We start from the raw sequence: 25708 nt of genomic DNA, 5'->3' as shown, positions 1-25708 counted from the left end.
CCAGCACAGCGGGCGCCTGAAACTCAAGCTTTTAGTGACGATGCAACATGACGGGCAAATCGATCAAGGATGGCCTGCCAACCCTGTTGTTGCTGCTCGGGTGAGTGCGTGAGCTCGCCGTCGAAAGTCACGGTTACCCGCACGCCCTCCGCCGTCTGGGCAAACACCACCTTTGCCATACGGCCGCCAAACGTGTACTCGATCAAGGCATGCTCGACGATCTGGGTATAGGTGCCGGCAAAGTCGAAGCCCATGCTGCCATCCTTGGCGGCCATATGCGACGAAAACGTCCCACCGACGCGCAAATCAACATGCGCTTTCGTCGTGTGCCAGTCATCCGAGGCAGCATTCCACTGCAGGATGTCCTCCGGGCTGGTATACGCCCGCCACACCTGCGACAGCGGCGCGGCAACCAGTGTTTCTACGGTGATTTGCACGGTGAATCCTCCATCCATCAAGTAATCGAGACAAGCAATAAGAACCGCATTTCAACAACATTCACCCGACCATAACGAGCCATTCCCAGCAATTGCTGGCCAGGTTCAGTTGACATTTTAATTTCCGGATCGCGTTTTGTCGGATTTGTGCCGGCAACCGCGTGAAACCACTGCAGGGTTTGGCTCCCGAAGAATGCGTGGCCGTACTCAACCCGGCGGCCCTTTGGCCGCATAATGGCGGCGTGCTTTAGGTTCTGTTGACGTAAGGTTTACCGTCGCGCCGGGCCGAGTTTTGGGGCGAGGCTATACCCGCAAGGGGTAGGCCGTGGATGGTAAGGGGCTAAAGCCCCAACCACCACGCACGGCAGGGTAAGCGCGGTTTAGCAAGCTAAATAAGCGAACCCTGACGACGCCATGCCCCAAAAATCGACCCGGCCCGCAGGGTTTTGCCGGAAAATGGCCCGGTCCTGTGTTGCAGAACGCTTGCATAGAATGACTATGCGGTGCGCTCTGCGCCTTGCTCCAGGCCATTTTCCGGCGAAACGCGATCTGCAAACCTTACGTCAACAGAACCTAAACAAACCAAGAGATTTTCAATGCCTGACATCGCCATTCTCAGCTGCTCCCCCTACCTTGACCCGGTTGCCGAAGGCGACTGGTACCACGCCAATATTGTCAAAGAAGAGGCGCTGGTCATCGACGCGCTGGCCGCACATGGTCTGTCTGCCGCACGGTACGACTGGGCAGATCCGAGCATCGACTGGTCACAGTTCCGTGCAGCCGTGCTGCGCACCACCTGGGACTACTTTCACCGCTACGCCGAGTTTTCTGCCTGGCTTGACCGCGCAGGCGCCCAGACCCAGCTGATCAACAATCTGCCGCTACTGCGCTGGAATGTCGATAAACATTACCTGCTCGACCTGGCAGCGAAGGGGGTTGGCGTGGTGCCGACCGAGGTCTGCGAAGCGGGCGAGTCGCTCGATCTGGTCAGTTTGATGCAGCAGAAGAACTGGAGCGAAATCGTCTTCAAGCCTGCCGTCTCTGGCGCGGCTCGCCTCACCTACCGGGTCAATCTGCAGAACGTAGCCGAACACCAGCGCATCTTCAATGAATGCGTCGCCAACGAAGCGATGCTGGTGCAGCCCTTTCAGCCCGCTGTGCTGGCAGCCGGCGAGCTGTCGTTGATTGTGCTGGATGGCCGCTACAGCCACGCCATTCGCAAGACGCCGAAAGCAGGCGACTTCCGGGTTCAGGATGACCACGGTGGTACCGTCCATGAATACACCCCGACGGCCGCCGAAATCACTTTTGCCGAAGCCGCCACCGCCGCCTGCCCCAGCTTGCCGGCCTACGCCCGCGTGGACATGATCAATGGCACCGACGGCCCGCTGATCATGGAACTGGAAATGATCGAGCCCGAGCTGTTCTTCCGCTTCCATCCGGATGGAACAGGGGCTCTGGCAGCCGCCATCGCCCGCCAGCTTGGCGCGGTCTGATCCCACCTCTGCCAACGCATCGAACCTGCCGGGATACAGGCAAGGACAACCATGCCGCCGCATTGGTTGTCCCCTCTGAAAAAGCCACAACAGAACATTGTTTTTTATCAAATACTTATCGATTTCTTGATTGCCGGCCCGGCAGCCAATCTCTTATCCTGTTGTTTTACCCGGTTTTTTTGCCATGTCTATCGTTATCAAATCTGCAGACGACATCGAAAAGATGCGCGTTGCTGGTCGGCTCGCGTCGGAAGTTCTCGACTTCATTACCCCTTATGTAAAACCCGGCGTCACCACCGAAGAGCTGGATCGCCTGTGCCATGACTATATGGTCAATGTTCAGGGCACCATTCCGGCACCGCTCAACTATGCACCGCCAGGCTATCGCCCTTTCCCCAAATCGGTATGTACCTCGGTCAACCACGTCATCTGCCACGGCATCCCTGACGGCAAGGCCTTGAAGAATGGTGATGTCGTGAACATCGACGTCACGGTGATCAAGGATGGTTATCACGGCGACACCAGCCGGATGTTCCATGTCGGCGAAACCTCGATCATGGCCAAGCGTCTGGCATCGATTACTTATGAATGCATGTGGCTGGGCATTGCCAAGATCAAACCCGGTGTACGGCTGGGTGACATCGGCGCCGTAATTCAGCGCCATGCCGAAAATGCCGGTTACTCGGTAGTGCGCGAATTTTGCGGCCATGGCATTGGTCGCAACTTCCATGAAGATCCGCAGGTCCTTCACTACGGCGAACCCGGCACCGGGGTGGAGTTGCGTGCGGGCATGATTTTTACTGTCGAGCCGATGATCAATGCCGGCAAGAAGGAAATCCGCTACATGCCGGATGGCTGGACGGTCACCACCAAAGACCGCAGCCTGTCGGCGCAATGGGAACACACGGTTCTGGTGACCGAAACCGGCTATGAAGTCCTGACCGTTTCGGCCGGATCGCCCGCCATACCGGCACTGGTCGCCTGAACGTGCTCAGACAGATTGCGCCCGCTGACTACGCAGCCGCTGCCTTGCCCGTGCAGTTGGCGGCTTACCGGCAGGAAGCCGAGCTGATCAACTACCCTGCCCTGCCTCCTTTGGCCGAGACCCAGGCAGATCTCGCCACCTGTCGCGAGGTCTGGTTCGGCTGGTTTGAAGGGGCGCAACTGGCCGGCCTGCTCGGCATGGAGGCGGTTGATCAAGGTTGGTTGATTGCCAGGCTGGTGGTCTCTCCTGCCTTTCAAAGACGCGGCATCGGCCAGACGCTGGTCAACGCTGCTATTGACCATGCAGGTGACAATCTGTTGACGGTGGGAACCGCACTGGCCAATCTCCCCGCCCTGCAACTCTATCGCCGCCTGGGCTTTCGCGATGCCAGCCTTCACACCCTGCCCGACGGCTTGCAGCTGATCGAGCTGCAACGCCGCCCTGCCGGCCCTTCGTCGGACTAGCAGCCTGTCGGACTTTCGGGCGCGGAGGCGGAAACGCGGGAGAACGAGACCCGTTTTGCTGGTTTTTGAGGCGCATAGTGAGCCTATGCAACGAAAAAACCAGCAAAAATGGGCTGTTCAACCCGTGAGTTCCGCCCGCGCATCGAAAGTCCGACAGGCTGCTAGGGTCTGTTGAAGTCTGGCTCCCGGTCACGCCGGGCCATTGCCGGGTAAACGATCCGGCAATGGCATGCTGCTTGCTCTACATTGCTATTTCAGTCACCAGATCGCCCGTTCCACTACGACCAGGGCACCATCATGGGGCTTCCCTTGCACCAGCAGCCCTGCTCCGGCCCCGTTTGGGTGCGGCGACTGGAGCCTAGGCCCGGTTGACGCTCTGTTTCCGGATCGCGTTTCGTCGGATTGGGCTTGATGCAGGGCGAAAAGCGCGCCGCTTAGCGAGCTCAATCTGCGAACCCTAACGACGCACTGCCCCAAAGCTCGGTCCAACCCGAAGGGTTTCGCCGGAAAATGGTCTGGCTCTGCGCCTTGATCCAGGCTGCGCTCCGGCGAAACGCGACTGCAGATCTGGCGTCAACAAAACCTGGCTACCTCACACCACCATGCCCGAATCCCTTCCCATTCTGAAACAACGGCTGCTGAACGCCCGCACCGCCATCTTTGCTGACTACAACGATCCACAACAGGCCGGGCATCTGCTGGTCGAATGGGCCAGCTATGTCGATGACTTTCTCGCCGAACGCTGGCAGGCACTGAATCTCTCGCCGGCCGTTTGCCTGATTGCCGTGGGTGGCTACGGACGGGGCCAGTTGTTTCCGTGCTCCGATGTCGATCTGTTGATTCTGCTGCCTGACAACGCCACAGACGCCACGCTGCATAAGGTTGAACAGTTTGTTGGCATGATGTGGGATCTGGGGCTTGAAATTGGCCATAGCGTGCGCACCCTGGCCGATTGCCTGCACGAAGCCGAGCGGGACATCACCGTGCAGACCGCCATGCTGGAAACCCGCCTGGTCAGTGGGGACAGCCTCATTTACCGCGACTTCGAACGAGCCATCCAGCATGCGCTCGATCCGGTGGCGTTTTTTGAGGCCAAGCTGCTGGAGCAGCAACAACGGCATGAGCGGCATCAGGGCGCCTACAAGCTCGAACCCAATGTCAAGGAAGCCCCCGGCAGCCTGCGCGATCTGCATCTTCTAATCTGGCTGGCGCGAGCCATGGGCATCGGCCATAGCTGGTACTCGCTGGAGCGCGCCCAACTCCTGACCCCGCATGAAGTACGCAAAATCAAACGTGCCGAGCGACTACTCTGGTCGTTTCGCATCGCGCTGCATCTGACAGCCGGCCGGCGCGAAGACCGCATCCTGTTCGATTACCAGAACTCCCTGGCATTGCGCTTTGGCTATCGCAACACTGAAGCCACCCGCGCCAGCGAGCAGCTGATGAGTGTGTATTACCGTTGCGCCCGTATCGTGATGCAACTGCAGCCGATCCTGCTCAGCCAGCTGAAACGCCGGCTGGGCGGCCAACTGCCACTGCCGGCACAGCCACTGAATGAGCGCTTTCAGGCGCGGGGCGGCGCGCTGGAAATCAGCGATCCGCATCTTTACAAACATGAGCCTTCAGCGATTCTTGAAACCTTCTTGATGCTGCAGCAACACCCCGAGCTCACCGGCATCAGCGCGGACACCCTGCGGGCACTCTGGCATGCCCGGCCGCAGATTGATGCCAACTTCCGGCGCGACCCACGCAATCGCGAGCTGTTCCTCACCATCATGCGCCAGCCTTCCGGCACAACCCGCGTGCTGCGCCGCATGAACCAACTTGGCGTGCTGGGACGCTATATCCCGGCTTTTGGCAAGATTGTGGGGCAGATGCAGCATGACCTGTTCCATGTTTATACCGTGGACGAGCACATCCTCATGGTGGTGCGTAATCTGCGCCGTTTTGCCACCCCTGCCTTCAACCATGAATATCCGTTCTGTTCGCGCCTGATCGAAGACTTCGAGCGGCCGGAAGTGTTGTTCCTGGCTGGTCTGTTTCACGACATTGCCAAAGGACGCGGCGGCGATCACTCGAAACTGGGGCGGGTGGATGCCTTGGACTTCTGCCGCGAACACGGCATGCCCATCGAGGATGGCGAGCTGGTTGCCTGGCTGGTCGAGCATCATCTGACCATGTCCACCGTCGCACAGAAGCAGGACGTCTACGACCCGGCCACCATCGAGCACTTCGCCCGGCTCGTCGGTAATCAGCGACGACTGACCGGCCTGTATCTGCTGACAGTCGCCGATATCCGGGGGACCAGCCCCAAAGTGTGGAATGCCTGGAAGTCGAAACTGCTGGAAGACCTGTTTCACGCCACCAGCCGGGCACTGGGCGAAGGGGTGATCAGCCTCAATTCAGCGCTGGAAGACCGGCAGCAAGAGAGCACCCGACTGATGCGCCTGTATGGCATGCGCGACGATGCCCATCTACCGTTCTGGCAAGAGCTTGATACCGTGTATTTTCTGCGGCACGAAGCCAGAGAAATTGCCTGGCATGCCCGGCTGCTCTATGGCCGTTTCAAAAGTCCGACCCCCATCGTGCGGGCACGCTTGTCTGAAGGGGGCGAAGGCTTGCAGGTCATGGTATACAGCCGCGATCAGGCCGAGCTGTTTGCCCGCATCTGCAGCTTTTTCGAGCGGGCGCACTACAGCATTCTCGATGCCAAGGTCTACACGACACGTCACGGCTACGCGCTCGACAGTTTCTACGTTTACATTCCCGATCAGCACGATGAGCACTACCGTGATCTGATCGGCTTTGTGGAATACGAGCTGGGCCGCCTGATCACCGAAGCCGGACCGCTCAGCCCGCCTGTCAGCGGCCGGATCAGCCGCCATCTCAAGCACTTCCCGCTTTCCCCGCAGGTGCTGATCCGTCAGGACGACAAGCAGAAGTACCACATCCTGTCGATTGTCGCTGGTGACCGGCCCGGCCTGCTGTCGCGCATTGCCAGGGTATTGTCCGAGCATCAGGTGGCTATCCACTCTGCCAAGATCATGACCTTGGGCGAACGCGCGGAAGACACCTTCCAGATTTCCGGCGCCGTGCTGACCGATCCCAAGTCCATGGTCAAACTGGAAGCCGACCTGATGCAGAACCTGGGGCTGTAAGCATTCTGACCAGGCTCTGTTGACCCATCAGCAATAGCCGATCACCCAGCGCCAACCCGCCTCTCAGGTGTTGGCGTCTTCGGCGGGTTCTGACGGGCGCTGACGCTGGCTGGCCGCCGAGACAGAAATTCCCCGGCGCGCCAGCGCTTCTCTCAGCAAGAATTCAATCTGGCCGTTCACACTACGCAGCTCAGCGGCTGCAAGGTTCTCAATCGCCTCCCAGACGGCGGGGTCAATACGCAGCGCAAACGATTTTTTTCCTGGGCTCGCCATCGCCTTAACCGTATAGCGTGCCGCTGTTGACGACCGGCGTCACATCTTTCTCGGCGCAGAGCACCACCAGCAGATTTGACACCATGGCAGCCTTGCGCTCGTCATCCAGCTCGACCAGCTGCTTCTCCGACAAGCTGTGCAGTGCCATTTCGACCATGCTCACCGCTCCTGCAACAATCTTGCGCCGGGCCGCCAGCACAGCTTCGGCCTGCTGGCGCCGCAGCATGGCTCCTGCAATTTCCGTGGCATAGGCCAGATGGGTCAACTTGGCATCGTCCACCACCAGGCCAGCCTCAGCCAGCCCTGCTGCAAGTTCTTTGCGCAGAACACCGGCAATCACCGCCCCGCCCCCTCGCAAAGTCGGCTCATCCAGATGGGTGTCGTCAGCATCATCGTAGCCATACAGACTGGCAAGATGCCGCAGTACCGTTTCACTCTGCGTATGGACATAGCGTTCGTAGTCGTCGATATCAAACAGGGCCTGTGCGGTATCGCTGACCCGCCAGACAATGGCAGCGCCTATTTCAACCGGATTGCCTCGCTTGTCGTTCACCTTGATGACATCCAGCGCAAGATTGCGCGCTCTCAGCGAGATCTTGCGCTTGGTGAAAAACGGGTTGGCCCAACGCAAGCCTGCATGACGATCTGTACCGCAATACGATCCGAACAGTTGCAGCGCTGCCGCCTGATTCGGCTGCAGGCTATACAGACCAGCGAGGGTGAGTACGCCCAGCACCATCAGCAGCAGCAAACTCAGCACACTGAAAACCGTGGCCGACCCTCGGGCTGCCATCCAGACCTGCAGCGCAATGCCGCCAATCAGCATACCCAGGCCCACCAGCACCATCACATAGCCATTGACGCTATGACGCACGCTTTCTTTGCTGCGGACTTTCATGTCGATCTCCACCAGTTGCCCATGCACTCATGGGGGTTTGCAATCAAAGTGATATCACTTAGACATCAAATTAACATTGGACCCATTCCATTACAAGGGGGAAAGTAGCATGCCGTGCCGCGCTGCCAAGGCGGATGTGCCATGCGCGATGGACGTTTGGCTTCCGGTTGAAAACAACACGGCAACGGCGCCGGAGTCGCATGGTAATTTTTCGCAGCGTCCTGGCATGGTCATTGCGCATAAAATGCCAGGATCATCACTCCGCGCCCAGCCGGGCCTACCTGCGAGGTCTGCATGCTCTGTCCGCAATGTGGCTGGAACAATCCCGCCAGTTACACCCACTGTTTCAGCTGCCACACCCCGCTATCAGCCAGCGCGGGCACCCCAGCCCCAGATACCCCTGATCCGTCTGCTGACGCACCGGTCTACCCTGGCTGGGGTGCCTTCATCGCCGCCAGCCTGATTGATCTGGTCTTGATGATCGTAGGTGCCGTCATACTGGTGATTCTGGTGTATGCCTGTTACCGGCAGGCCCCCGCCGACTTCGCGGGCAGTACCGCCGGCATACTGATCGTGGTTGTCGCAGCGGGCTTTGCTTTGCTGCTGCCGGCCGTGCTGGATAGTCTGGCCGGCGGCTCCATCGGCAATCGGCTCGCGGGCATCCGCATTGTCAACCGCCATGGGCAAGCGCCGGGGCTATTGCGCTCCTTGCTGCGCCATGTCGTGAAGTACACCGCACATAGCCTGCTGCCCTTGATTTTCCGCTTCTTTGAGGGACTGATCTTCCCCGGTCACTCCCTGCACAATCTGGTCTCGCAAACCTGGGCTGTGTCACGCCGGGCCTCGCCTGTCGCCATCCAGGCCGCGATTGATGCCGATACCAAGGCCCACACCACCGGCAAGATACTGGCGATTGTGCTGGCTGGTCTGTTTGGCACGCTGCTTGCCGGTATCGGCTACCTCATAATCGAACGGGCATTGGAGCCGCCCAACCCACGACGCGATGCGGCACGTCAGGTTGTCATCGCGGGGGAAAGCCTGACCCGGCTTTCCGGCAACCACTTCGCCCAGACTGGCCAGTTCGCCACATCGGCCACAGAGCTGGGACTATCGCAGCTGCCTGAAGGGATTGCCAAGGTGCGCTTCAATGCCAGAAACGGTTCGATCATCGTCTATGCCAGCCCACCCGAAATCATGGGCAAGCGCCTGGTGTTTTACCCCGAGATCAAGCGCAGCAAGACACCCACCGCGCCAAAATGGCACTGCGGCAGCCCGGACCAGGTCGAGGCCGATCGCCCCACCAGCTGCCGTGAAAGCGTGACCGCCTTCCTTCCCTAGGCCCCTTTGACCTGACCGAGATTGCCCGATATGCCCCAGACCACCCACCCCTATGCCGTTGAGCAGATCTACCGGCTGGAAGATCAAAACTGCCTGGATGAAGCTTTTGCACTGGCGGAAAAGACGGTTGCCGAACAACCGGAGCTGGCTGCCGCCTACGCGGCCCGCGCCCGTTTGCATTACCAGCTCGACCACTACACCGCCGCGAAAGCGGATATCGAACGGGCGCACGCCATCGACCCGGACGAGCCGGATGCGCTGCGCACCCTGGCGCAGATCCAATACGAGCAAGGTCAGGCAAGCGAAGCCAAGGCCCTGCTGGATGCTGTGCTGCAACGCCATCCCGGACACTATGGCGCCCTGATGGCGCGGGCCTGGATTGCCGAGGAGGAAGGCGCAGAGGATCAGGCCATTGCAGACTGGCAGGCGGCGATCCGGTCTCGGCCGGATCGAGCCACCGCCAAAGCCCGGTTAGGCTGGAAGCTGCTGGAACTGGGCCGGGCCGACGAAGCCGCACCGCAGCTGATGGCGAGCGCCCGCCAAAGCAAGGAAGACGGCCAGCTGCAGTACAACGTTGGCACCGCCCTGTATGAACTGGGCCGATACGATGAGGCGATCGAATGTCTGGATCGCGGTCGCAGGTTGATAGGAGAAGCCAACGCCATCCAGCACAATCGCGCGTTATGCCTGGTAGCGCTCGGTCGAGACCTGGAAGCGGTCGAGGAATGGACCAGTGTGCTCAAGCGCTGTCCAGACTGGGACTGGGTACTCAGCGGTCGCGCCCGTGCACTGGAACGATTAGGGCGTTTAGCCGAGGCGGAAGCTGATCGCAAGCGGCTGGCTGAAATCCATGCTGAAGAAGAGGCAGCTACAGGGGATGAAAGCACCGAATCCCCCGCCCGCCCCCGGCGAAACTGGCTGGGTTGGCTGATTGGCGGATTAGGGGGCGGGTTAGCCCTGCTGCTGTCCATCCTCGTACTTTCCCCTTCCACCCCCAACCCACGCCGCGATGCAATCAAAGCCGTGCAGCAGGCTGCGGAACCGGTCACCCACCTCGCCGAGAACCATTACGCCCGCACCGGCCAGTTTGCCAGCAGCGCGGAAGACCTGGGCCTGCCGACTGCCGTCAATGGCGTCGGCCAGCTGTCATTCAACCCACAAAACGGGGCGATTGCCATTCTGGCTACCGATCCCGCCATTGCGGGCAAGCGCATCGTGCTGTATCCGGTCTTTAAAGACCGCCAGGGCGAGAAGTCGATTAAACACTGGGAATGCGGCAGTCCGGATTTTGCCAACGCCGATCTGCCCTATCGATGTAAAGACGATGTAGCCGCCCTGCTCAGATAAAAACGAGCCGGATGGCAAGCCGGCCTCGTCAGCGCCTTCCCCATCACAGCCGGGTTATCCCGACTCCTTAACGGCCACGGGAAGGCAGCCAGTTATCGTAGTGCTTGTCGATGGCGACGAAGGTGCCATCCTGGCTCAGTTGCTGAAACGCCGCTTCCAGCTTTTTCAGGGTGAGCTCGTTGGTCTGTGGGTTGCACGCCAGATACATGGGAAATTGATCGACAACCAGAGCAGGTACCACTTTGTCGAGGGCATTGGCGTTGGCAATCAGCGCCAACGCCGTATAGCGGCCTGCCAACCAGTAATCGAGCCGTCCAGCCATCAGATTGCGCAGCGATGCTTCATGGTTGACCGACACAACAACTTGATAGCCCTTCTGCTGCAGCATCTTGGTGCCCGCATTGGCATGGTAGCTACCGATACGGGCATTGCGGGCATCCTCCAGCCTGGCCAACGATGGCGCACTGGCCAGACGCCATCGCAACGGCAGCGTAAAGTGGGTCGTGGAGCGCGGCCGTGGGGTGTTTGATGAGGAAGGAAATCTGCTGTACGTCGATGGTGTGGTTCTGGACAACACTGCCATCAAGGCCGCTCAGGAAGAAATCTCCCGCACCCGAGGCCAGCTGGTCTCGGCCATCGAGTCACTCGATGTCGGCTTTGTCATGTATGACCAGGACGAGCGACTGCTGATCTGCAACCAGACTTTCCGCGAAATGCATCCCGCCATTGCCGGCTGGCTCTCGCCGGGTATGCCTTATGAGTTCATTGCCCGTGCCCACTATCAGGCTGGAGCACCGGACGCGAACGGCATGGATGAAGAAACCTGGCTGCAGCAAAAGCTTGAGCAGCAGCGTACTGGCGAAGGCGTGCGCGAAATACAGGTTGGTGATCGCTGGATACGGCGTGAAGACTCACGCACAGAGGACGGCCTGCACGTCTCGTTGCGCACCGATATCACCCCGCTCAAGCAACTGATGCTGGAACTCATGCATGCCAAGGAAGCCGCCGAGGCAGCCAGTCTGGCCAAGAGCCAGTTTCTGGCCAATATGAGCCATGAGATCCGGACCCCGATGAACGGCATTATCGGCATGACCGAGCTGGCACTTGACACCCAGCTCGACGCCGAGCAGGAAGAATATCTGCAGCTGGTACGCTCATCGGCCAACTCGCTGCTGGTGATCATCAACGACATTCTCGATTTTTCGAAAATCGAGGCTGGCAAGCTGCATATCGACGCCATCCCCTTCTCCTTGCGCAACACACTGGCCGACACGCTCAAATCGCTGGCCCTGCGCGCCCACGAGAAGGGGCTGGAACTGGTATCCATCATCGACACCGCCGTACCAGACCAGCTAAGGGCCGATCCCGGCCGCCTGCGTCAGCTCATCATCAATCTGATGGGCAATGCCATCAAGTTCACCGAGGCCGGCGAAATTGAAATGCGTATCGGCATGGCGCCCGACTCGATGCGCAGCGACAGCCTGCACCGCAAGCTGCACGTGTCGATCCGCGATACCGGCATTGGCATCCCACAGGAAAAACTCGGCCTGATCTTCGAAGCTTTTTCGCAGGCAGATACCTCGACCACCCGCCGCTATGGCGGCACCGGCTTGGGGCTGGCGATCTCGTCACGACTGGTGGAACTGATGGGGGGCAAGCTGTGGGTCGAAAGTGAACTCGGTGTCGGCAGCACCTTTCATTTCACCATCGAAGTCGAAATCATCGGCACGCCGATTCAAACCCCCTCCACCCCGCGCCTGGCGCAAGTACAAGGTATGCGGGTGTTGATGGTCGATGACAATGCCACCAACCGCCGCTGGCTGACCCAGCTGCTTTCCGGCTGGGGCATGCGCCCAACCATCGCCGCCAGCGGTGCCGAAGCGCTCGATATCGTCAATCGCATCAGCGAGCCTTTCTCGCTGATCCTGCTCGATGGCAGCATGCCGGAAATGTCTGGCTTTGACGTTGCGGAGTCACTGTCGCGCCGTCATGACATCAACGCCACCACCATCATGATGCTGACCTCCAGCGGCGAGCGGGGCGATGCCACTCGCTGTGGTGAGCTGGGCATCGATGGTTATCTGGTCAAGCCCATCAGCCAGACCGAGTTGCTCGACGCCATTCTGATCGCGTTGGGGCAGCATCAAGCCCACCAGGCGCAGGAAATCAGCAAGCCTCCTCTGGTAACCCGCCATGTGGTGGCCGAGCAGCGGTATCGGCTGCATATCCTGCTGGTAGAAGACAACCCGGTAAACCAGAAGCTGGCCGTGCGTTTGCTGGAAAAGCTCGGGCACCGCATTGTGGTGGCCGAAAACGGCCAGGAGGCACTCGACTTCAGTGCCGATGGTCAATTCGATCTCGTCCTGATGGACGTGCAGATGCCGGTCATGGGTGGGCTTGAGGCCACCCGCCTGATCCGCGAACGCGAAGCGGGCAGCAGCCAACATCTACCCATCGTCGCCATGACGGCCAATGCCATGCAGGGTGATCGTGAAATCTGCCTGCAGGCTGGCATGGATGGCTACGTCAGCAAGCCCATCAATCCACAGATTCTGATCGAAGAAATCGACCGGGTACTGGATCGCCTCGGCAATCCCGACGCTCCGGCGGCTGCTGCAGCTGCCGTTGCACTGACCGTGACCGAGGTCATCAATTTCGACGCCATCGACATGAAGGAAGCGCTGGCACGCCTGGGCGGCGATCGCGGCTTATTGCGTGAGATTGCCAATATCTTTCTGGATGACTACCCCAAGCGCCTTGAAGAAGTTCGCGCTGCCATATCGGTCGAAGATGGCGTGCAACTGAGTCGGGCCGCTCACAATATCAAGGGGGTTGCCGGCAATCTGTCGGCCAACCCGCTACGGGAAGTCGCGCTTGAAATGGAAGCGGCCGGCAAACGTGGCGACATTGGCCATGCCCGGAATTTACTGCGCGATCTGGAAAAGCGGCTGAGTGAATTGGCCCGCGTACTCGAAAACCTGCCCCGGGACTAGGTTCTGTTGACACATCGCCACAACAGAATCGCCGAGCGATGGTGAGCGCCAGCCCATATCCGCTATCATCGCCGGCCTTATCGACATACCCCCCGCCGGCAAGGCAGTTTAACTATGCAAGAAGAATCCACACCAGCAGCCGTCACAGCGGCGTTTCGCGTCATCGTCACCGGGGCCATGACCTGGTCGAATCAGGCCGCCATTCGCCGGGAACTGGCAAAGCTGCCTCCCGGCAGCACCGTCGTACATGGAGATTGCTCGGGCGCCGATGCGCTGGCCGGGCAGATCGCCCGCCAGCTGGGGCTACGCTCGGTAGCCATGTCAAAAAACAAGCAGGATTACGCCAAATTTGGCCGCTCTGCCTGGAAGGGGCTCAACGAGCGCATGCTGGCACGCGGCGTCCAGCTGGTGTTGGCATTTCATCCGAATATCGAAGCCAGCCGGGGCACCCGCCATATGGTGGAAATCGCCAGAGCAGCCAAGGTGGAAGTGCAGATATTTACCAGCTGAACCGGCGCAAAGCATCCTGCATGACCCTCTCCAGCTCCTGCTGGATTGCCTCGAAACTGCGGGTCGAGTCGATGATCTTGATCCGTTCCGGGTCGGCCTTGGCGCGGGCATGATAGGCAGCACGGACTTTGACGAAAAAGTCAGCACGTTCCCGTTCAAAGCGATCTGGCTCACGCGCACCGGCCAACCGTGCCTGGCTCACCTCGGGCGTGACATCAAACAGCAACGTGAGATGCGGCTGCAACAAGCCATCTGCGCGACCTTGTACCCAGTTCTCCAGTTGCTGCAGGCGCTCGAACGACAGGCCGCGCCCGCCGCACTGATAAGCGTAGCTTGCATCGGTAAAACGGTCAGACACCACCCAGCGACCGGCCGCCAGCGCGGGTTCAATCACCGCTGCGAGGTGCTCGCGCCGCGCGGCAAACATCAGCAATGCCTCGGTATCGGCGTGCATGGGCTCATGCAGCAGGATTTCGCGCAGCCGTTCCCCCAACGGGGTGCCGCCCGGTTCACGGGTAATAAGGGGATTGATCTGGTGGCTGTCGAGCCATTGCGTCAGCCAGGCCAGATGGGTGCTTTTGCCGGCGCCATCAAGGCCTTCCAGCGAGAGGAATAATGGAGGTTTCATGGCCGACATTTTACCAGTTCAGACCGGACTGCCGACCAGCCGAAATCCCAGAGGGGGATCTCGGCTGAGTCCCTGCCGGCACGAAAACCAAGCCCCGTCGGGCGCAGCTGGTTGTGCCGGGCTCTGTTGAAGCCTTCATGCAGGCGATTGATTTTAAATGTCGAACTTAAACCAGGACCTCTAAATTCTCTTTAAAAATCAAACAGCCATTTCAAAACATCAACAGCGCCTGGGCTTACATATATTTCTTGCGAATTTTCTCGGCGGTGCCATCGCTCTCCATGTCTTTGAGCGCCTTGTCGAGCTTGGCAACCATATCGTCCGCCACGCCGGGGTTGCAGGCCAGCCATAGCTGGGCATCGCGCAACTCACCAAACTTCACGGCCACCTTGAACTTACCGGCAGCGCCTTCGCGCTTGGCAAGATAGAGACCGCTGATTTCGGTTCCCACCCAGAAATCAATCCGGCCGGCTTCGAGCTTGGGAATATTCAGTTTGTTGGCCGGCACGACTTCGACATTCAGTTTGCGATCAACAACCGACTGCGTAACCGCATCCCCCTGATAGCCCCCAATCTTGTAGGGCTTGGCATCATCAATCGACTTGAGGGTGATCTTGCTATCTACCTTGGCGATCAGGGCGGGCTGATCGACGGCAAGCGGGCCAATCCACTTGAACAGCTTTTCACGCTGCGCACTACGAATCGCCGAGTACACGCAATGATCCTTGTTCTTGGTGGCGTTATCGAGCGCACGCGCCCACGGCAGCAGCTCGACACTCACCTTGACACCCGCCCGCTTGGCCATTTCCTGCACCACCTCGGTAGACAAGCCACCAACCTTGCCGCCATCTGTCATGTTGAAAGGTGGGTAGTCTTCCGTGTTCAGGTTGAGCCCGTCTGCCTGCGCCCCCAGCGCCAGGCTGGTCAGGGCAAGTGACAACAGCACTTTGGTCATAGCGATATCTCCTGGATTGGTGCCCGATTGGCATCTACTCACAGGGTAGCCCATGACAGGCAGCAGGCAAGCCTACTTACCGAGCTGATACCGCCTAACCGCCTGATTGTGCTCGACCAGCGTCTCGGAGAAATAAGACCGGCCATCGCCCATGGCGACAAAATACAACGCTTTGGACGGTGCCGGATTAACCGCCGCATGCAGGGCCGCCATCCCAGGCATGGCAATCGGGCTGGGCGGCAAACCGGCGCGGGTGTAGGTGTTATACGGCCCATCGGCCAGCAGATCGGCCTTGCGCAGATTGCCATCAAACTGCTCGCCCATGCCGTAGATCACGGCCGGGTCGGTCTGCAAGCGCATACCAATGCGCAGCCGATTGACGAAAACCGCTGCGATCAGGCTTCGATCAGACGGCCGGCCTGTTTCCTTTTCCACCAGCGAAGCCATTATCAAAGCCTCGTAGGGGGTACTCAGGGGCAGATTGGCCGAGCGAGCCTCCCACGCATGGGCGAGATTTTGTTGCAAGGACTTATACGCGCGTTTGAGAACTGCGAGTTCCGAACTCCCCTTGGCGAAGTGATAGGTGTCGGGGAAAAACATCCCTTCCGCCAATTGCCGGCCCGATTGATCGCCCACAGCCTGCAGCAGCTCGGCATCGCTCAGCGAGGCACTGTCGTGGCGCAGATCGGGGTTTCGCGCCAGTGCCGCCCGGAGTTGCCGCAGATTCCAGCCTTCGATGAGCGTCAGCGTGCCGAGCGTCACATCCCCCTCAGTCAACTTGTCGAGTAGCTGCAAGGGCGAAGTCGGGCCAGTCAGTTCATAGCTACCGGCCTTCAGCCTGGCGGCCTGGCCGGTGAAGCGCGCCAGCCAGCTCAGTAGCTGCGGGTCATCGACGATGCCTGCCTCCGCCAGTTGTCTGGCCGCCGCCTTCATGCTGGTTCCGTGTTCGAGGGTGAATTCCTGCGGATAGCGTTCAATCGCCAAGGGGGCATGGGCATAGCGCCAGAACCAGCCACCTGCAATCACGGCTATCAGGAAGACAATCAGGATCAAGCCACCCAGCAAATTGGCCAGCCAGCTAGTGGTGGTCGCCGTCGCCGGGGATTGTGGCGGGTTCTTCGGAGAGGTTTTGCGCGGGCGTTTCCGTATTTTCGACATCAAGCGGTCCAGCAAAGAAGCGTTCTACAACAGCAAGTTCACGAGTTCGTCGCATCGGGGGCAGACTCTGCCAAATGCGCTTTCCATATTGTTTTTCAACCAGACGCGGATCAGCAATCATCAACACGCCCCGATCATGCTCGTCACGAATCAAGCGGCCAGCCCCCTGCTTCAAGGTAATGACTGCTCGTGGCAGCTGGTAATCGATAAAGGCATTACGGCCTGACTTGTTGATTTTATCGACCCGGGCAGCCAGCACCGGGTCATCCGGCGGGGCAAACGGCAATTTGTCGATCACCACCAACCGCAACTGTTCCCCTTTGACATCAATCCCCTCCCAGAAGGTCTGGCTTGCCACCAGGATGGCATTGGGCGAACGACGAAAGCGATCCAGCAGTTCGCTACGGGAGCCATCCCCCTGCAGCAGCAAGGGATAATCCAGCCCCAGTGTCGGCATGCGGGCCTTGAGCAGGTCGTGGGCCTCCCGCATGGCCCGCAAGCTGGTAAACAACAAGAAGGCATGGCCTTCCGACAGTTTCAGCAAGGGTAAAGTCGCCTCAACGACGGCCCGGGTATAGCCAGCAGAGTTCGGCTCCGGTAAATCTTTGGGTACATACAGCACCGCCTGTTGCTTGTAGGCAAACGGAGATTCCCAGTTGGCCCGATCGGCTTCCCACAAACCCATTTCGGCTGCGTAGTGGTTGAAGTTGCCATTGACGGCCAAGGTTGCCGAGGTAAACACCCAGGCGCGAGGGGCAGCGGCCAGTTGGCGCTGGATCAGTCGGGCGATATCCAGCGGCGTACTATGAAACTGGAAACCCATGCTGCTGGTTTCAAACCAGTGCACGCTGTCTTCTGATTCAGTATTGCGCCAGCGCACCAGCAGCTCGGACAGTTCCTGCGCACGTTTGTGACAGTTCTCCAACCCTTCCGAACGTTCAGCCTGCTTACCCAGCAGATCGGTCAGGGTGGTCAGGGCTTCGGCCAGCACAGCCAGCGCTTCATGGAAGGGCTGGTTATCCGTCAAGGCATGCTGCGGCAGGCGTACCGGCTCATTGCCGAATACCAGCCGCAGATCACGCGTCGCCTTATCGAGCGCGGCCCCTGCCTGCGGCAGATGGACATAGTCCTTGGCCCCGATCAGCGCTTCAGCCCGCGCATCCCGCGCCAATTCGATCAACTGGCCACTGCCGACATTCTCACCAAAGAACACGCTTGCGACTTCCGGCAGCTGGTGTGCCTCATCAAAGATCACCGTATTGCAACGAGGCAGCAGCTCGCCGGCTCCCTCATCCCGCAGCCACACGTCGGCAAAAAACAGGTGATGGTTGACCACCACCACATCCGCCTCCAGCGCCTCGCGCCGGGCTTTGAGGACAAAACACTCCTTGTGTGAGGGGCAATCACTGCCCAGACAATTATCGCGGGTCGAGGTGGCGTGCGCCCATACCGGCGAGTTCTCGGGCACCTTGGCTAATTCAGCCTTGTCACCGGTATGGCTGACCCGCGCAAAGCTGACTATCTGTTGCAGCTGCGCTGCGTCTTCCTTGCGGGCGAACCGGCCATCCTGCACCGAACGCTCCAAATGATAGTGGCAGACGTAATTCGACCGGCCTTTGAGCAAGGCAACAGTGACCGGTACTTTCAAGGCATCGCGCACGCGTGGCAGATCGCGGCTGAAGAGCTGGTCCTGCAACGTCTTGGTGCCCGTCGAAACAATAACCTTGCCCCCAGCCAGCAAAGCCGGCACCAGATAGGCGAAAGTCTTGCCCGTGCCGGTGCCGGCCTCTGCAATCAGTACGCGATTGCCTTCGATGGCCGCCATCACGGTCTGAGCCATCTCAAGCTGCTGGGCTCTCGGTCGGAATCCGGCAATGGCCGAGGCCAGCGCGCCCTCTGCGGCGAACGCTTCGTCTAAAGTCATGGGGGATGAATTCTGGAAACACTAGGTCGGGGAGAGCGAATTCTAGCCCGGTTACCAACCAAATTCGAGCAAGAAAGCGCTCCGCTTGGCGCTGTACCTGTCTGAAACCGCGTAGGTCAAACGCTTTGGGCAACTCTTCCCAGGCTGTGGTGACACTCAAATTTCAAAATCGGGAATAGCGCTGTCAACAGCGCTTGGGCGCACGGATGTGACAATCTGGCGCCACAAAAAGAAAGCCGCCCGGAGAAAGGGGCGGCGAGATCGCTGCTTGGGGAACAAATAAACGTGGTAACACAATGCTGAAGAACTACCTCAGTAATCTACCCATGGTTCAAGCGCGTACGTCTATGCTATTGCCAAGATTGGGGGGATTGCTGGCACCCTGGGTCACCGACTGCAACAGTGTGGCGGTCTGTTCCTTCTGCAGATCCAGCGCCTTTTTCAAGGCGAAAACCGAGGCGCTTTGTTGTGCCTGAGCATTACTGGCTGCATTAGAGAGTGCGGTGATGTCCATCGGGTCGCTCCTAAGCGAGTGAACAGCTTCAACATATCAGCTTATGCCGATAAATGCCAGCACTTTGTCAACTGAATTTATCCACAAATTTGGCATCGCTAAGCAATTCGCGCAAAAGGGATTTTTTGACTTTTCCCGTCGGCGTCAGAGGCAAGGACTCCAGCTCCCGGTAGTGGCATGGTTGCTTGTATCGGGCCAGTCGTTCTGACACGAAACTGCGTAGTGCGGTTTCGCTATAACCCGGCCTGACCACAACGCAGGCGCAGCCAACCTCACCCCATCGCTCATCCGGCACGCCAATGACCGCGGCAGCGCTGACGAGAGGCGATTCAAGCAGCACGGCCTCGATTTCTGCAGGATAGACATTCTCGCCGCCGCTGATGAACATATCTTTCTTGCGATCCACCACTTTGAGGCAGCCCTCGGCATCACTCAGCACCAGATCACCGGTCTTCAGCCATTTGCCATCAAACAACTCCGCCGTCGCAAGCGGATTGCGCCAGTAGCCGCTGCAGACCATCGGCCCCGCCAGATGCAACTCACCGACCCTGCCTGCCGGCACAGTCTGCCCTTGCCTGTCTACCACCCTGGCCTGTGTGAAGCTATTCGGGTAGCCGATCCAGCCTGCTTTCATTTCTGAATCGTGCTCGTGCAGGGTCAGGCAATTTGGTCCGACCTCAGTCATGCCAAAGCCCTGTTTGAACACCAGACCGCGCTGCTGATAGGCCCGGATCAGGCTGACCGGGCAAGGCGCACCACCCGAGATGCAAAACCGTAGTGAGTGCAGATCCGCCAACGCAAAGTCCGGATGTTCGAGCAAAGACTTGAACATCTGAGGGACCGCAAACAGCACCGTTACGCCTTGTGCTGCCACACATCGCAAGATGGCTGACGGCTCGAACTGTCGGACCACAACAACGCGCCCGCCGCATGCCAGCAGCGGCGTAGCGCTGACATTCAAGCCTCCGGTGTGAAATAAGGGCGTGTGAACCAACCCGACGTCGTTTGCCCCAATATCCCACGAACGGCAGGTATTCAGCGCATTCCAGCCCAACATGGCTTGCGACAGCAACACGCCTTTTGGCAAACCCGTCGTACCGGAGGTATAGAGGATCAACACCGGCACCTCACTGCCGGCAGTACCGGATGGTGGCCAGTGGGACGGTGTCTGCCGCCATTCCGCCATTGCGGCGGCATACGGACGGCAGGGGGCGCCTTGGTGCGTCGCCAGGCGCACGGCCAGATCGGCAAACTGCGGGTCGAATAGCAGCAGGCCGGGCTCACAGTTACCCATCAGCGGCTGCAGCTCAGCCTCGGTCAGCCGCCAGTTGAGGGGGGCCAGCATCGCATCCAGCCGTGCGCAGGCATATAGCAGAACAAAGGTTTCGAGCTGGTTGCCGGCGAGCAAGGCGACGCGATCCCCGGCCCGGATACCCGAGGCCGCGAGTCCTGCCGATACCCGGCCGGAAAACTCCAGCAGCTCGGCATAGCTCAGCTGTCTGCCATCATCACCATCTACCAACGCAATGGCGTGCGGGCTGACGCGGCATCGAAATTGCAGGCTTTCAAATAAGCGGAGTTCTGGCAGGCTCATTCGGTCAGAAATTCGGTGGTATCACGTCTTTGCGTGACCCCCACCCCTCTATCAGGCGCCGCCCAGGTTCTTGGGTTTACTGCCCGGCCCACTGGGCACCACGACTGGCTTGGCAGGCTTGCTGGCCACCTGCCTGGAAGGTTTGGCGGATTTCGCACGTTTAGCCTTGCGATGGCCATCTGCACGATGGGACTTTTTACTCACCGCAGAATGGCCCGGTTTGCCACGGTGATGTTTCTTGGCCAGGGCCACATCCGGCAGGGACAAGCCCAAGGCCAGCACTAACAATAAAGGTGCAAATTTGAACGTCATGGTTGAAATCGGTCTACTTGAGTTTTGGGATTATCTAGATTCTGTTGACGTCAGGTTTGCTGTCGCGCCCTGCGCCTTGTTCCAGGCCGTTTTCCGGCGAAATGCGATCTGCAAACTTAATGCCAACAGAACCCAGGGGTGACCCGCTTCGGCTGAACGATCAAGCCCGTTATCAGTGTAGACCGGAAAGCGGCTGAAACCCAGCATTGGCGCGGCTCTTCACCAATCCCCGCAGCAAGGCACTCGATCACCCACTGGCAACGCAAAGCATCGCTTTCAGACCAGCGCCGCAGTGCCCGACTCGTCTACCAATTCGTAGACGGAACCCAACTCCCGCCGCAATTCACCCAGCACCACCTGGGCATAGACCCCAAAGCGGCGAGTCTCGGCACCATCCCAGGCGACCACGCCGGCCAGACTGGCCCAGTCATAGCAGCTGTCATACCAGGCTATCAGCTCACGCGCCCGGCGACGCAAGGTGGCGGACAGTGGCAGAAGATCCACATCAATCGGATACCCATATTCGCGATGCGCCTCGGCATTGCCCGACCACAGGCAGATGCCAGAACCAGCGTCAAAGAAAAAACGCAAGCGATACAAGGCCATTGCTAGCTCCCAAGGCGCTATCGCGCCACCCTGAGCTGAGCATAGACAAGCCCCCGCACCGCCAGAGTCTCATCCGACAAACGGCCCCACGTCCCGGCTATCCTGGACGGCGCTCCTGGCTAACTTTTCAGAACAATCTGATAATGCTGGAGATTTTTCAAAAACCCCGCCGCACCAGCCAACCCGATGCGCCGATTTACGCCGGCAAAATAACCATGCAAATTCCGGACTTCTATCTCAAAAATTGCCCGCCCTCTCAGCATCAGGCATTGCAAACTTGGTGGGCGAGTTTGGGGGTGGAATGCCAGGCAGAAATCGGAGCGTTTCTCGAGCTGGAATCCCCAGACCCGATATTGCGTTGGGCCAGCAATATCAACGACACTCTGCGCCAGCAGGAAGCAATCCGCGTCTATACCCGTCCTCGGGGCTCCAATGAGGAATTATTCTTACCATCCAGGCCGTTTTATGACACGTTGATCAACCACGAAATTTATCTGGATCGGGACGATCAACGTACTCACATCTGCAAGGCCCATCGGGCTTTGCGTGAGCAACTATTACTAGGCCGGATTGATCTTTCCGCTATTTGCTGGCGGAATTCACCAAACTGCCCGATGCAGGCACTGCGCCAAATTCATGGCGATAAATATCTTTATTTGTCTTTAACGCCGACTTAAATAAATCCGCTGTTTGAGCAGATCGTTTACTGGCACTCAAAGTCATTCCCGGCATGGCGAATTTTCCGGCACATCCAATTACCCTCACTGGTTTTATTGAGTAATTGCCGTTTGTTTCGTCCAACTCCCGTCTAAGGCAGCCTCATTCTGATTGGCAATCTGCTGGATATTTGCCGGTGCGGCCATTATCAAGGGATCAGGAGGCACTTCGAATCATTTTTGCCCTGTCTGGATGGTTGGCGTTTGCTGATGACTGACTTGCGCCCTCCACACTCTTTCTAGACATGGCAATGCAAAGTGGCCGCCCATGAGCTGGTTTCCCGAATCTGCCACGCAGGTGATGTCAGACATGAACCTTCCCGCTTTGCCTAGTCGTCGCTTGGCCTTGATGCTGGTCACCGCTCTGCTGACTGCCTGCGCCCACGAGCCGGTCGTCAGCAAACCGCCACCCGATCTGGATGTCACCCGCCTTATCAACGACAAGGCCCAGCTGGCCGTTGATGCGCAGCGCGAACTGACCGCTGCCGCTTACGCCCGACTGGAGCAGGATGCCAAGGCCGCCGAGCGTTTATCAACCGATCGGATTTCACTCGACTTTGTTGGTGAGCTGGAAACCATGCTGACATCGCTAGCCAACAAGTACAGCTATGAACTGGTTGTGCTGGGCAAACGCCCCCCCCAGCAGGTGTTGGTGAATGTGTACGTCAAGGATCGTAGCGTCATCGACATTCTGAAAAACGTCGGATTGCAGGTGGATGCCATGGCCGATGTAAGACTGGATCGTTCCGCACGCCGTATTGAATTGATCTACAAAGAAATTATTGCCCGCCGCTGACATCGGCGCCGTGGATGTTTCTGGTTACGTATCGCAAACAGATATTGGCCACGCCTGCAGGAGTAACGGGGAACTGGCATGGACGCACTTCCTTCGCTGGAGCAATTACAGAATCTCTCATCCGGCTCGGCGCTGGTAGCGCCAGCACCGATGCGTAACGGTGGCATGCGCCTGCAGGCGGTACGTGACGTTGCACTCGGCGTAGGCATGCGTGGTGGCATGGCCCATCGCAGCAAGGTGATTGACCAGGTACTGGCTGATCGCGCCCGCGATCTGGACAGGATTTACGACTTCAGCGGCCTGCTGGTGCATGGCCGCATCATCCCGCCGGTGCTGAGCGAGGCACGAGACATCTACACGCAGGAAGGGGGCGATACGCTGCGGCTGGCCGGCAATTTGTTCAAAGTGGAGGCTCAGGCCCGCTTTTCGTCACGCCCGCCGCACTGGCGGCAATATCTGGCCTTGCCATCAACCGAAGGCGTGGTGCCAAACGACCTGTTTCTGCCGCGCGACGGCGAGGAGCGCGAAGCCTGGAAGCGGGCGGTGGCTGAAGGCTGGCGCATCGGCATCGAACAGGCCAATCTGATTCTTGCCAGTCAGCTGGATCGACTGAACCGCGACTTCATCGGCATGGTCCGCTACCACATTTACGTGAAGAAAAACCTGATCACCATGCCAGTGATGGCGCAGCAGAATATGCCGCTCAACCTCTCGGGCGATGCGCTGGCGGTAGATGAAACCCTGCTGCGCATCGTTACCCTACCCGCCTTCAACACCGACCAGACCAGCTGGAAAGCTCTGCCCAGCCCAACCGCGCCTGCGCAGACCCAAGCGGAGTAGCACCATGAGTGTGCCACTGGCCGAGCGCAAGACCGACTACAAAGATCCACCCCGCTTCAGCCACGAGGCCGACTTTCAATCGCTGGTGCGCGAAATGATGGCGCACGATGGGTCTGATCTCTATCTGCAGGCCGATCGCCCGGCGCTCGCATCAATCAATGGTCAGCTCAAGGCCCTTAGCAACAAAAAATTCGACACCAACGAAATTGCCACCATCTTGCGTTGGGTCACTGGCAAGGACAACGCCTTCGCCAAGATCCAGGGCGCGCAGCCAATCAATGCCGCTTACGAGCTGTTCGATCTGACCGAACGCGACCATCGCGGCGAGCGTTTGCGGCATCGCTTCCGGGTCAATGCCACTCCCGTCCTGGCCGGCGGGGCGGTTGCGGCGCAAGTGGTCATGCGGGCGATTCCCTACGAACCCCCGACGGCCGCCAAACTCAATCTGCCGCCGGAACTGGTGCGGGCTGCGACCCCCAAGAACGGCATTGTCTACGTCTGCGGGGCCACGGGCTCGGGCAAATCGACCACTTTTTCAGCCATCGTGCGCGAAGTGCTCGAAGGCGACACCCCGGTCAAAGGCAATCTGGTGACCTATGAAGAACCGATCGAGTTTGTTTACGAAATGGTGTCCTCCCGCCATTCGGTCATCGTACAGAGCGAGGTGCCGACGCATGTCGTGAGCTTTGCTGATGGCATCCGCGAAGCAATGCGGCGCAAACCAGCCTTGATCTTGATTGGCGAAGCCCGCGATGAAGAGACGATCTCGGCAGCCGTCGAAGCATCCCTCACCGGGCATACGGTTTACACGACTGTTCACGCAATCAATGTGGCGGCAGTGGTACGCCGATTGGTGAGTCGCTACCCAAGGGAGTTGCAACATACCGCAATGTTTGATGTAGTCGAGACCGCGCGCTATATCGTCGCCCAGCGCCTAGTCCCTACCCTGGCTGGACGACTGACCGCAGCGCGCGAAACTCTCGAATTTGATGATGATGTGCGTGATGAATTACTACGGTTGGATGATATGGCAAGGGTAACAGCAAGGGTCCGCGACATGGTTGACGAGCGCGGCTGGTCATTTGTGAAAGAAGGCAAGCGCCTGTTTGAAACAGGCCAGATTTCGGCCGCGACAGCGCGGGAACTCGGGTATCTGGTGCCCGTATGAAGTTGCATCGACGTGATTTTCTGCTGGCCGCCGGCGCCAGCCTGATTGGCCTGCCCAGGCCGGTTTGGGCCAACAACCCGAATTTCTGGAGCCAACCTCGTCAACTATGGCTATACCGCAAAGATAGCCGCGAGAACGGCAATTATCGGTTCTGGACCGGCAATGCCATTGATGGGGATGCCTACAGCTGGCTTTGTTACATGCTGCGCGACAGTCACGACAAGACCATGGCCGCCATGGATGTAAACCTGCTGAATTTGCTCTATGGCCTGCAGCAATGGTTGCACAACGCCGGCATTCGCCAGCCACTGGTTGTGCATAGCGGCCTGCGTACGCCTCAGCACAACGCCAATGTGGAAGGCGCCGCCCGCAACAGCATGCATATGTATGGCAAGGCTGCCGACATTGCCGTGCCGGGTGTCGAGCCACAAATGCTGTTCAATATGGCGGCTTATTTCGGCATGGGTGGCGTCGGGCTTTACCCGACGTTCGTTCATGTCGATACCGGTCGCAAGCGTTACTGGTCGGCCAAGGTCGGCGGCATCAAGGATGCACGGGTGGTGCAGACTGCCAAGGCCAAATAAGCGCCAGATGTTGC

25 protein-coding genes are annotated in these 25708 nt (G+C 59.0%); 13 read left to right on the top strand and 12 right to left on the bottom strand.

Annotated elements, in window-relative coordinates:
- Nucleotides 1-23: 23 nt before the first annotated feature.
- Nucleotides 24-437: an SRPBCC family protein gene (locus PZA18_RS07475; RefSeq protein WP_284100192.1), complete on the bottom strand. Its 414-nt coding sequence runs from the start codon at nt 435-437 to the stop codon at nt 24-26.
- 596 nt (nt 438-1033) lie between these two features.
- Between PZA18_RS07475 and PZA18_RS07470 the strand changes: the two genes are divergently transcribed.
- The 4 genes from PZA18_RS07470 to PZA18_RS07455 all read left to right on the top strand — a co-directional run bounded on the left by PZA18_RS07470 (nt 1034) and on the right by PZA18_RS07455 (nt 6540).
- Nucleotides 1034-1933, top strand: a complete 900-nt coding sequence (locus PZA18_RS07470) for an ATP-grasp domain-containing protein (RefSeq protein ID WP_284100191.1) — start codon at nt 1034-1036, stop codon at nt 1931-1933.
- Between the two features lie 184 nt (nt 1934-2117).
- Nucleotides 2118-2918 (top strand): type I methionyl aminopeptidase, encoded by an 801-nt coding sequence (gene map, locus PZA18_RS07465; RefSeq protein ID WP_284100190.1) that lies wholly within the window; start codon nt 2118-2120, stop codon nt 2916-2918.
- Between the two features lie 2 nt (nt 2919-2920).
- Nucleotides 2921-3382, top strand: a complete 462-nt coding sequence (locus tag PZA18_RS07460) for a GNAT family N-acetyltransferase (protein ID WP_284100189.1) — start codon at nt 2921-2923, stop codon at nt 3380-3382.
- A 602-nt stretch (nt 3383-3984) separates the two neighbouring features.
- Nucleotides 3985-6540, top strand: a complete 2556-nt coding sequence (locus PZA18_RS07455) for a [protein-PII] uridylyltransferase (RefSeq protein WP_284100188.1) — start codon at nt 3985-3987, stop codon at nt 6538-6540.
- 63 nt (nt 6541-6603) lie between these two features.
- Here the strand turns inward: PZA18_RS07455 and PZA18_RS07450 are convergent, their stop codons facing one another.
- The gene (locus PZA18_RS07450; RefSeq protein ID WP_284100187.1) at nt 6604-6813 is read right to left on the bottom strand and encodes a hypothetical protein; all 210 of its coding nucleotides are present in this window, start codon (nt 6811-6813) and stop codon (nt 6604-6606) included.
- 4 nt (nt 6814-6817) lie between these two features.
- Nucleotides 6818-7711, bottom strand: a complete 894-nt coding sequence (locus PZA18_RS07445; RefSeq protein ID WP_284100186.1) for an SPFH domain-containing protein — start codon at nt 7709-7711, stop codon at nt 6818-6820.
- Between the two features lie 294 nt (nt 7712-8005).
- Here PZA18_RS07445 and PZA18_RS07440 point away from each other — a divergent pair, with 294 nt between their 5' ends.
- Together PZA18_RS07440 and PZA18_RS07435 are read left to right on the top strand one after the other, a co-directional pair.
- Nucleotides 8006-9049: an RDD family protein gene (locus PZA18_RS07440; protein ID WP_284100185.1), complete on the top strand. Its 1044-nt coding sequence runs from the start codon at nt 8006-8008 to the stop codon at nt 9047-9049.
- 30 nt (nt 9050-9079) lie between these two features.
- On the top strand, nt 9080-10396 hold the full coding sequence (locus PZA18_RS07435; RefSeq protein ID WP_284100184.1) for a tetratricopeptide repeat protein: 1317 nt from the start codon (nt 9080-9082) through the stop codon (nt 10394-10396).
- A 67-nt stretch (nt 10397-10463) separates the two neighbouring features.
- Here the strand turns inward: PZA18_RS07435 and PZA18_RS07430 are convergent, their stop codons facing one another.
- Nucleotides 10464-10850 (bottom strand): type 2 periplasmic-binding domain-containing protein, encoded by a 387-nt coding sequence (locus PZA18_RS07430; RefSeq protein ID WP_284100183.1) that lies wholly within the window; start codon nt 10848-10850, stop codon nt 10464-10466.
- Between PZA18_RS07430 and PZA18_RS07425 the strand changes: the two genes are divergently transcribed.
- Both PZA18_RS07425 and PZA18_RS07420 read left to right on the top strand, forming a co-directional pair.
- Nucleotides 10825-13389 (top strand): response regulator, encoded by a 2565-nt coding sequence (locus PZA18_RS07425; protein ID WP_284100182.1) that lies wholly within the window; start codon nt 10825-10827, stop codon nt 13387-13389. The two genes, PZA18_RS07430 and PZA18_RS07425, sit on opposite strands and share 26 nt — an antisense overlap.
- A gap of 114 nt (nt 13390-13503) precedes the next feature.
- Nucleotides 13504-13899: an SLOG family protein gene (locus PZA18_RS07420; RefSeq protein ID WP_284100181.1), complete on the top strand. Its 396-nt coding sequence runs from the start codon at nt 13504-13506 to the stop codon at nt 13897-13899.
- On the opposite strand, the gene tmk is transcribed toward PZA18_RS07420, so the two are convergent.
- From tmk to PZA18_RS07380, 8 genes are all read right to left on the bottom strand, one after another.
- Nucleotides 13889-14527, bottom strand: coding sequence for a dTMP kinase (gene tmk / locus PZA18_RS07415; protein WP_284100180.1), 639 nt, complete (start codon nt 14525-14527; stop codon nt 13889-13891). The genes PZA18_RS07420 and tmk overlap by 11 nt on opposite strands.
- A gap of 235 nt (nt 14528-14762) precedes the next feature.
- On the bottom strand, nt 14763-15482 hold the full coding sequence (locus PZA18_RS07410; RefSeq protein ID WP_284100179.1) for a substrate-binding periplasmic protein: 720 nt from the start codon (nt 15480-15482) through the stop codon (nt 14763-14765).
- Between the two features lie 72 nt (nt 15483-15554).
- Entirely contained in the window at nt 15555-16640 is a 1086-nt protein-coding gene (gene mltG, locus PZA18_RS07405) for an endolytic transglycosylase MltG (RefSeq protein WP_284100178.1), read from the bottom strand.
- A complete protein-coding gene (locus tag PZA18_RS07400) occupies nt 16561-18564 on the bottom strand; it encodes an ATP-dependent DNA helicase (protein ID WP_284100177.1) in 2004 nt (667 codons plus the stop codon). The genes mltG and PZA18_RS07400 overlap by 80 nt, the downstream gene beginning before the upstream one ends.
- 331 nt (nt 18565-18895) lie before the next feature.
- A complete protein-coding gene (locus tag PZA18_RS07395; protein WP_284100176.1) occupies nt 18896-19078 on the bottom strand; it encodes a YjfB family protein in 183 nt (60 codons plus the stop codon).
- A 67-nt stretch (nt 19079-19145) separates the two neighbouring features.
- Nucleotides 19146-20672: an AMP-binding protein gene (locus tag PZA18_RS07390; RefSeq protein WP_284100175.1), complete on the bottom strand. Its 1527-nt coding sequence runs from the start codon at nt 20670-20672 to the stop codon at nt 19146-19148.
- A 51-nt stretch (nt 20673-20723) separates the two neighbouring features.
- Nucleotides 20724-20984 carry a hypothetical protein gene (locus PZA18_RS07385; RefSeq protein WP_284100174.1) on the bottom strand — a complete coding sequence of 87 codons (261 nt, stop codon included), beginning with the start codon at nt 20982-20984 and terminating at the stop codon, nt 20724-20726.
- A gap of 276 nt (nt 20985-21260) precedes the next feature.
- Entirely contained in the window at nt 21261-21590 is a 330-nt protein-coding gene (locus PZA18_RS07380) for a hypothetical protein (RefSeq protein WP_284100173.1), read from the bottom strand.
- Between the two features lie 143 nt (nt 21591-21733).
- Between PZA18_RS07380 and PZA18_RS07375 the strand changes: the two genes are divergently transcribed.
- From PZA18_RS07375 to PZA18_RS07355, 5 genes are all read left to right on the top strand, one after another.
- Entirely contained in the window at nt 21734-22267 is a 534-nt protein-coding gene (locus PZA18_RS07375) for a hypothetical protein (protein WP_284100172.1), read from the top strand.
- Nucleotides 22268-22574: 307 nt separating this feature from the next.
- Nucleotides 22575-23102, top strand: a complete 528-nt coding sequence (locus tag PZA18_RS07370; RefSeq protein WP_284100171.1) for a DotD/TraH family lipoprotein — start codon at nt 22575-22577, stop codon at nt 23100-23102.
- A 78-nt stretch (nt 23103-23180) separates the two neighbouring features.
- A complete protein-coding gene (locus PZA18_RS07365) occupies nt 23181-23942 on the top strand; it encodes a type IV secretory system conjugative DNA transfer family protein (RefSeq protein WP_284100170.1) in 762 nt (253 codons plus the stop codon).
- Between the two features lie 4 nt (nt 23943-23946).
- Nucleotides 23947-25110, top strand: a complete 1164-nt coding sequence (locus PZA18_RS07360; protein WP_284100169.1) for an ATPase, T2SS/T4P/T4SS family — start codon at nt 23947-23949, stop codon at nt 25108-25110.
- A complete protein-coding gene (locus PZA18_RS07355) occupies nt 25107-25694 on the top strand; it encodes a YcbK family protein (RefSeq protein ID WP_284100168.1) in 588 nt (195 codons plus the stop codon). Before PZA18_RS07360 ends, PZA18_RS07355 begins: the two co-directional genes overlap by 4 nt.
- Nucleotides 25695-25708 lie beyond the last annotated feature (14 nt).

The sequence above is a fragment of the Parachitinimonas caeni genome (assembly GCF_030129945.1).
Taxonomy (GTDB): Bacteria; Pseudomonadota; Gammaproteobacteria; order Burkholderiales; family Chitinimonadaceae; genus Parachitinimonas; species Parachitinimonas caeni.
Note: the sequence above shows the minus strand (reverse complement) of the source record. Positions and strands in the feature narration are given on the sequence as shown.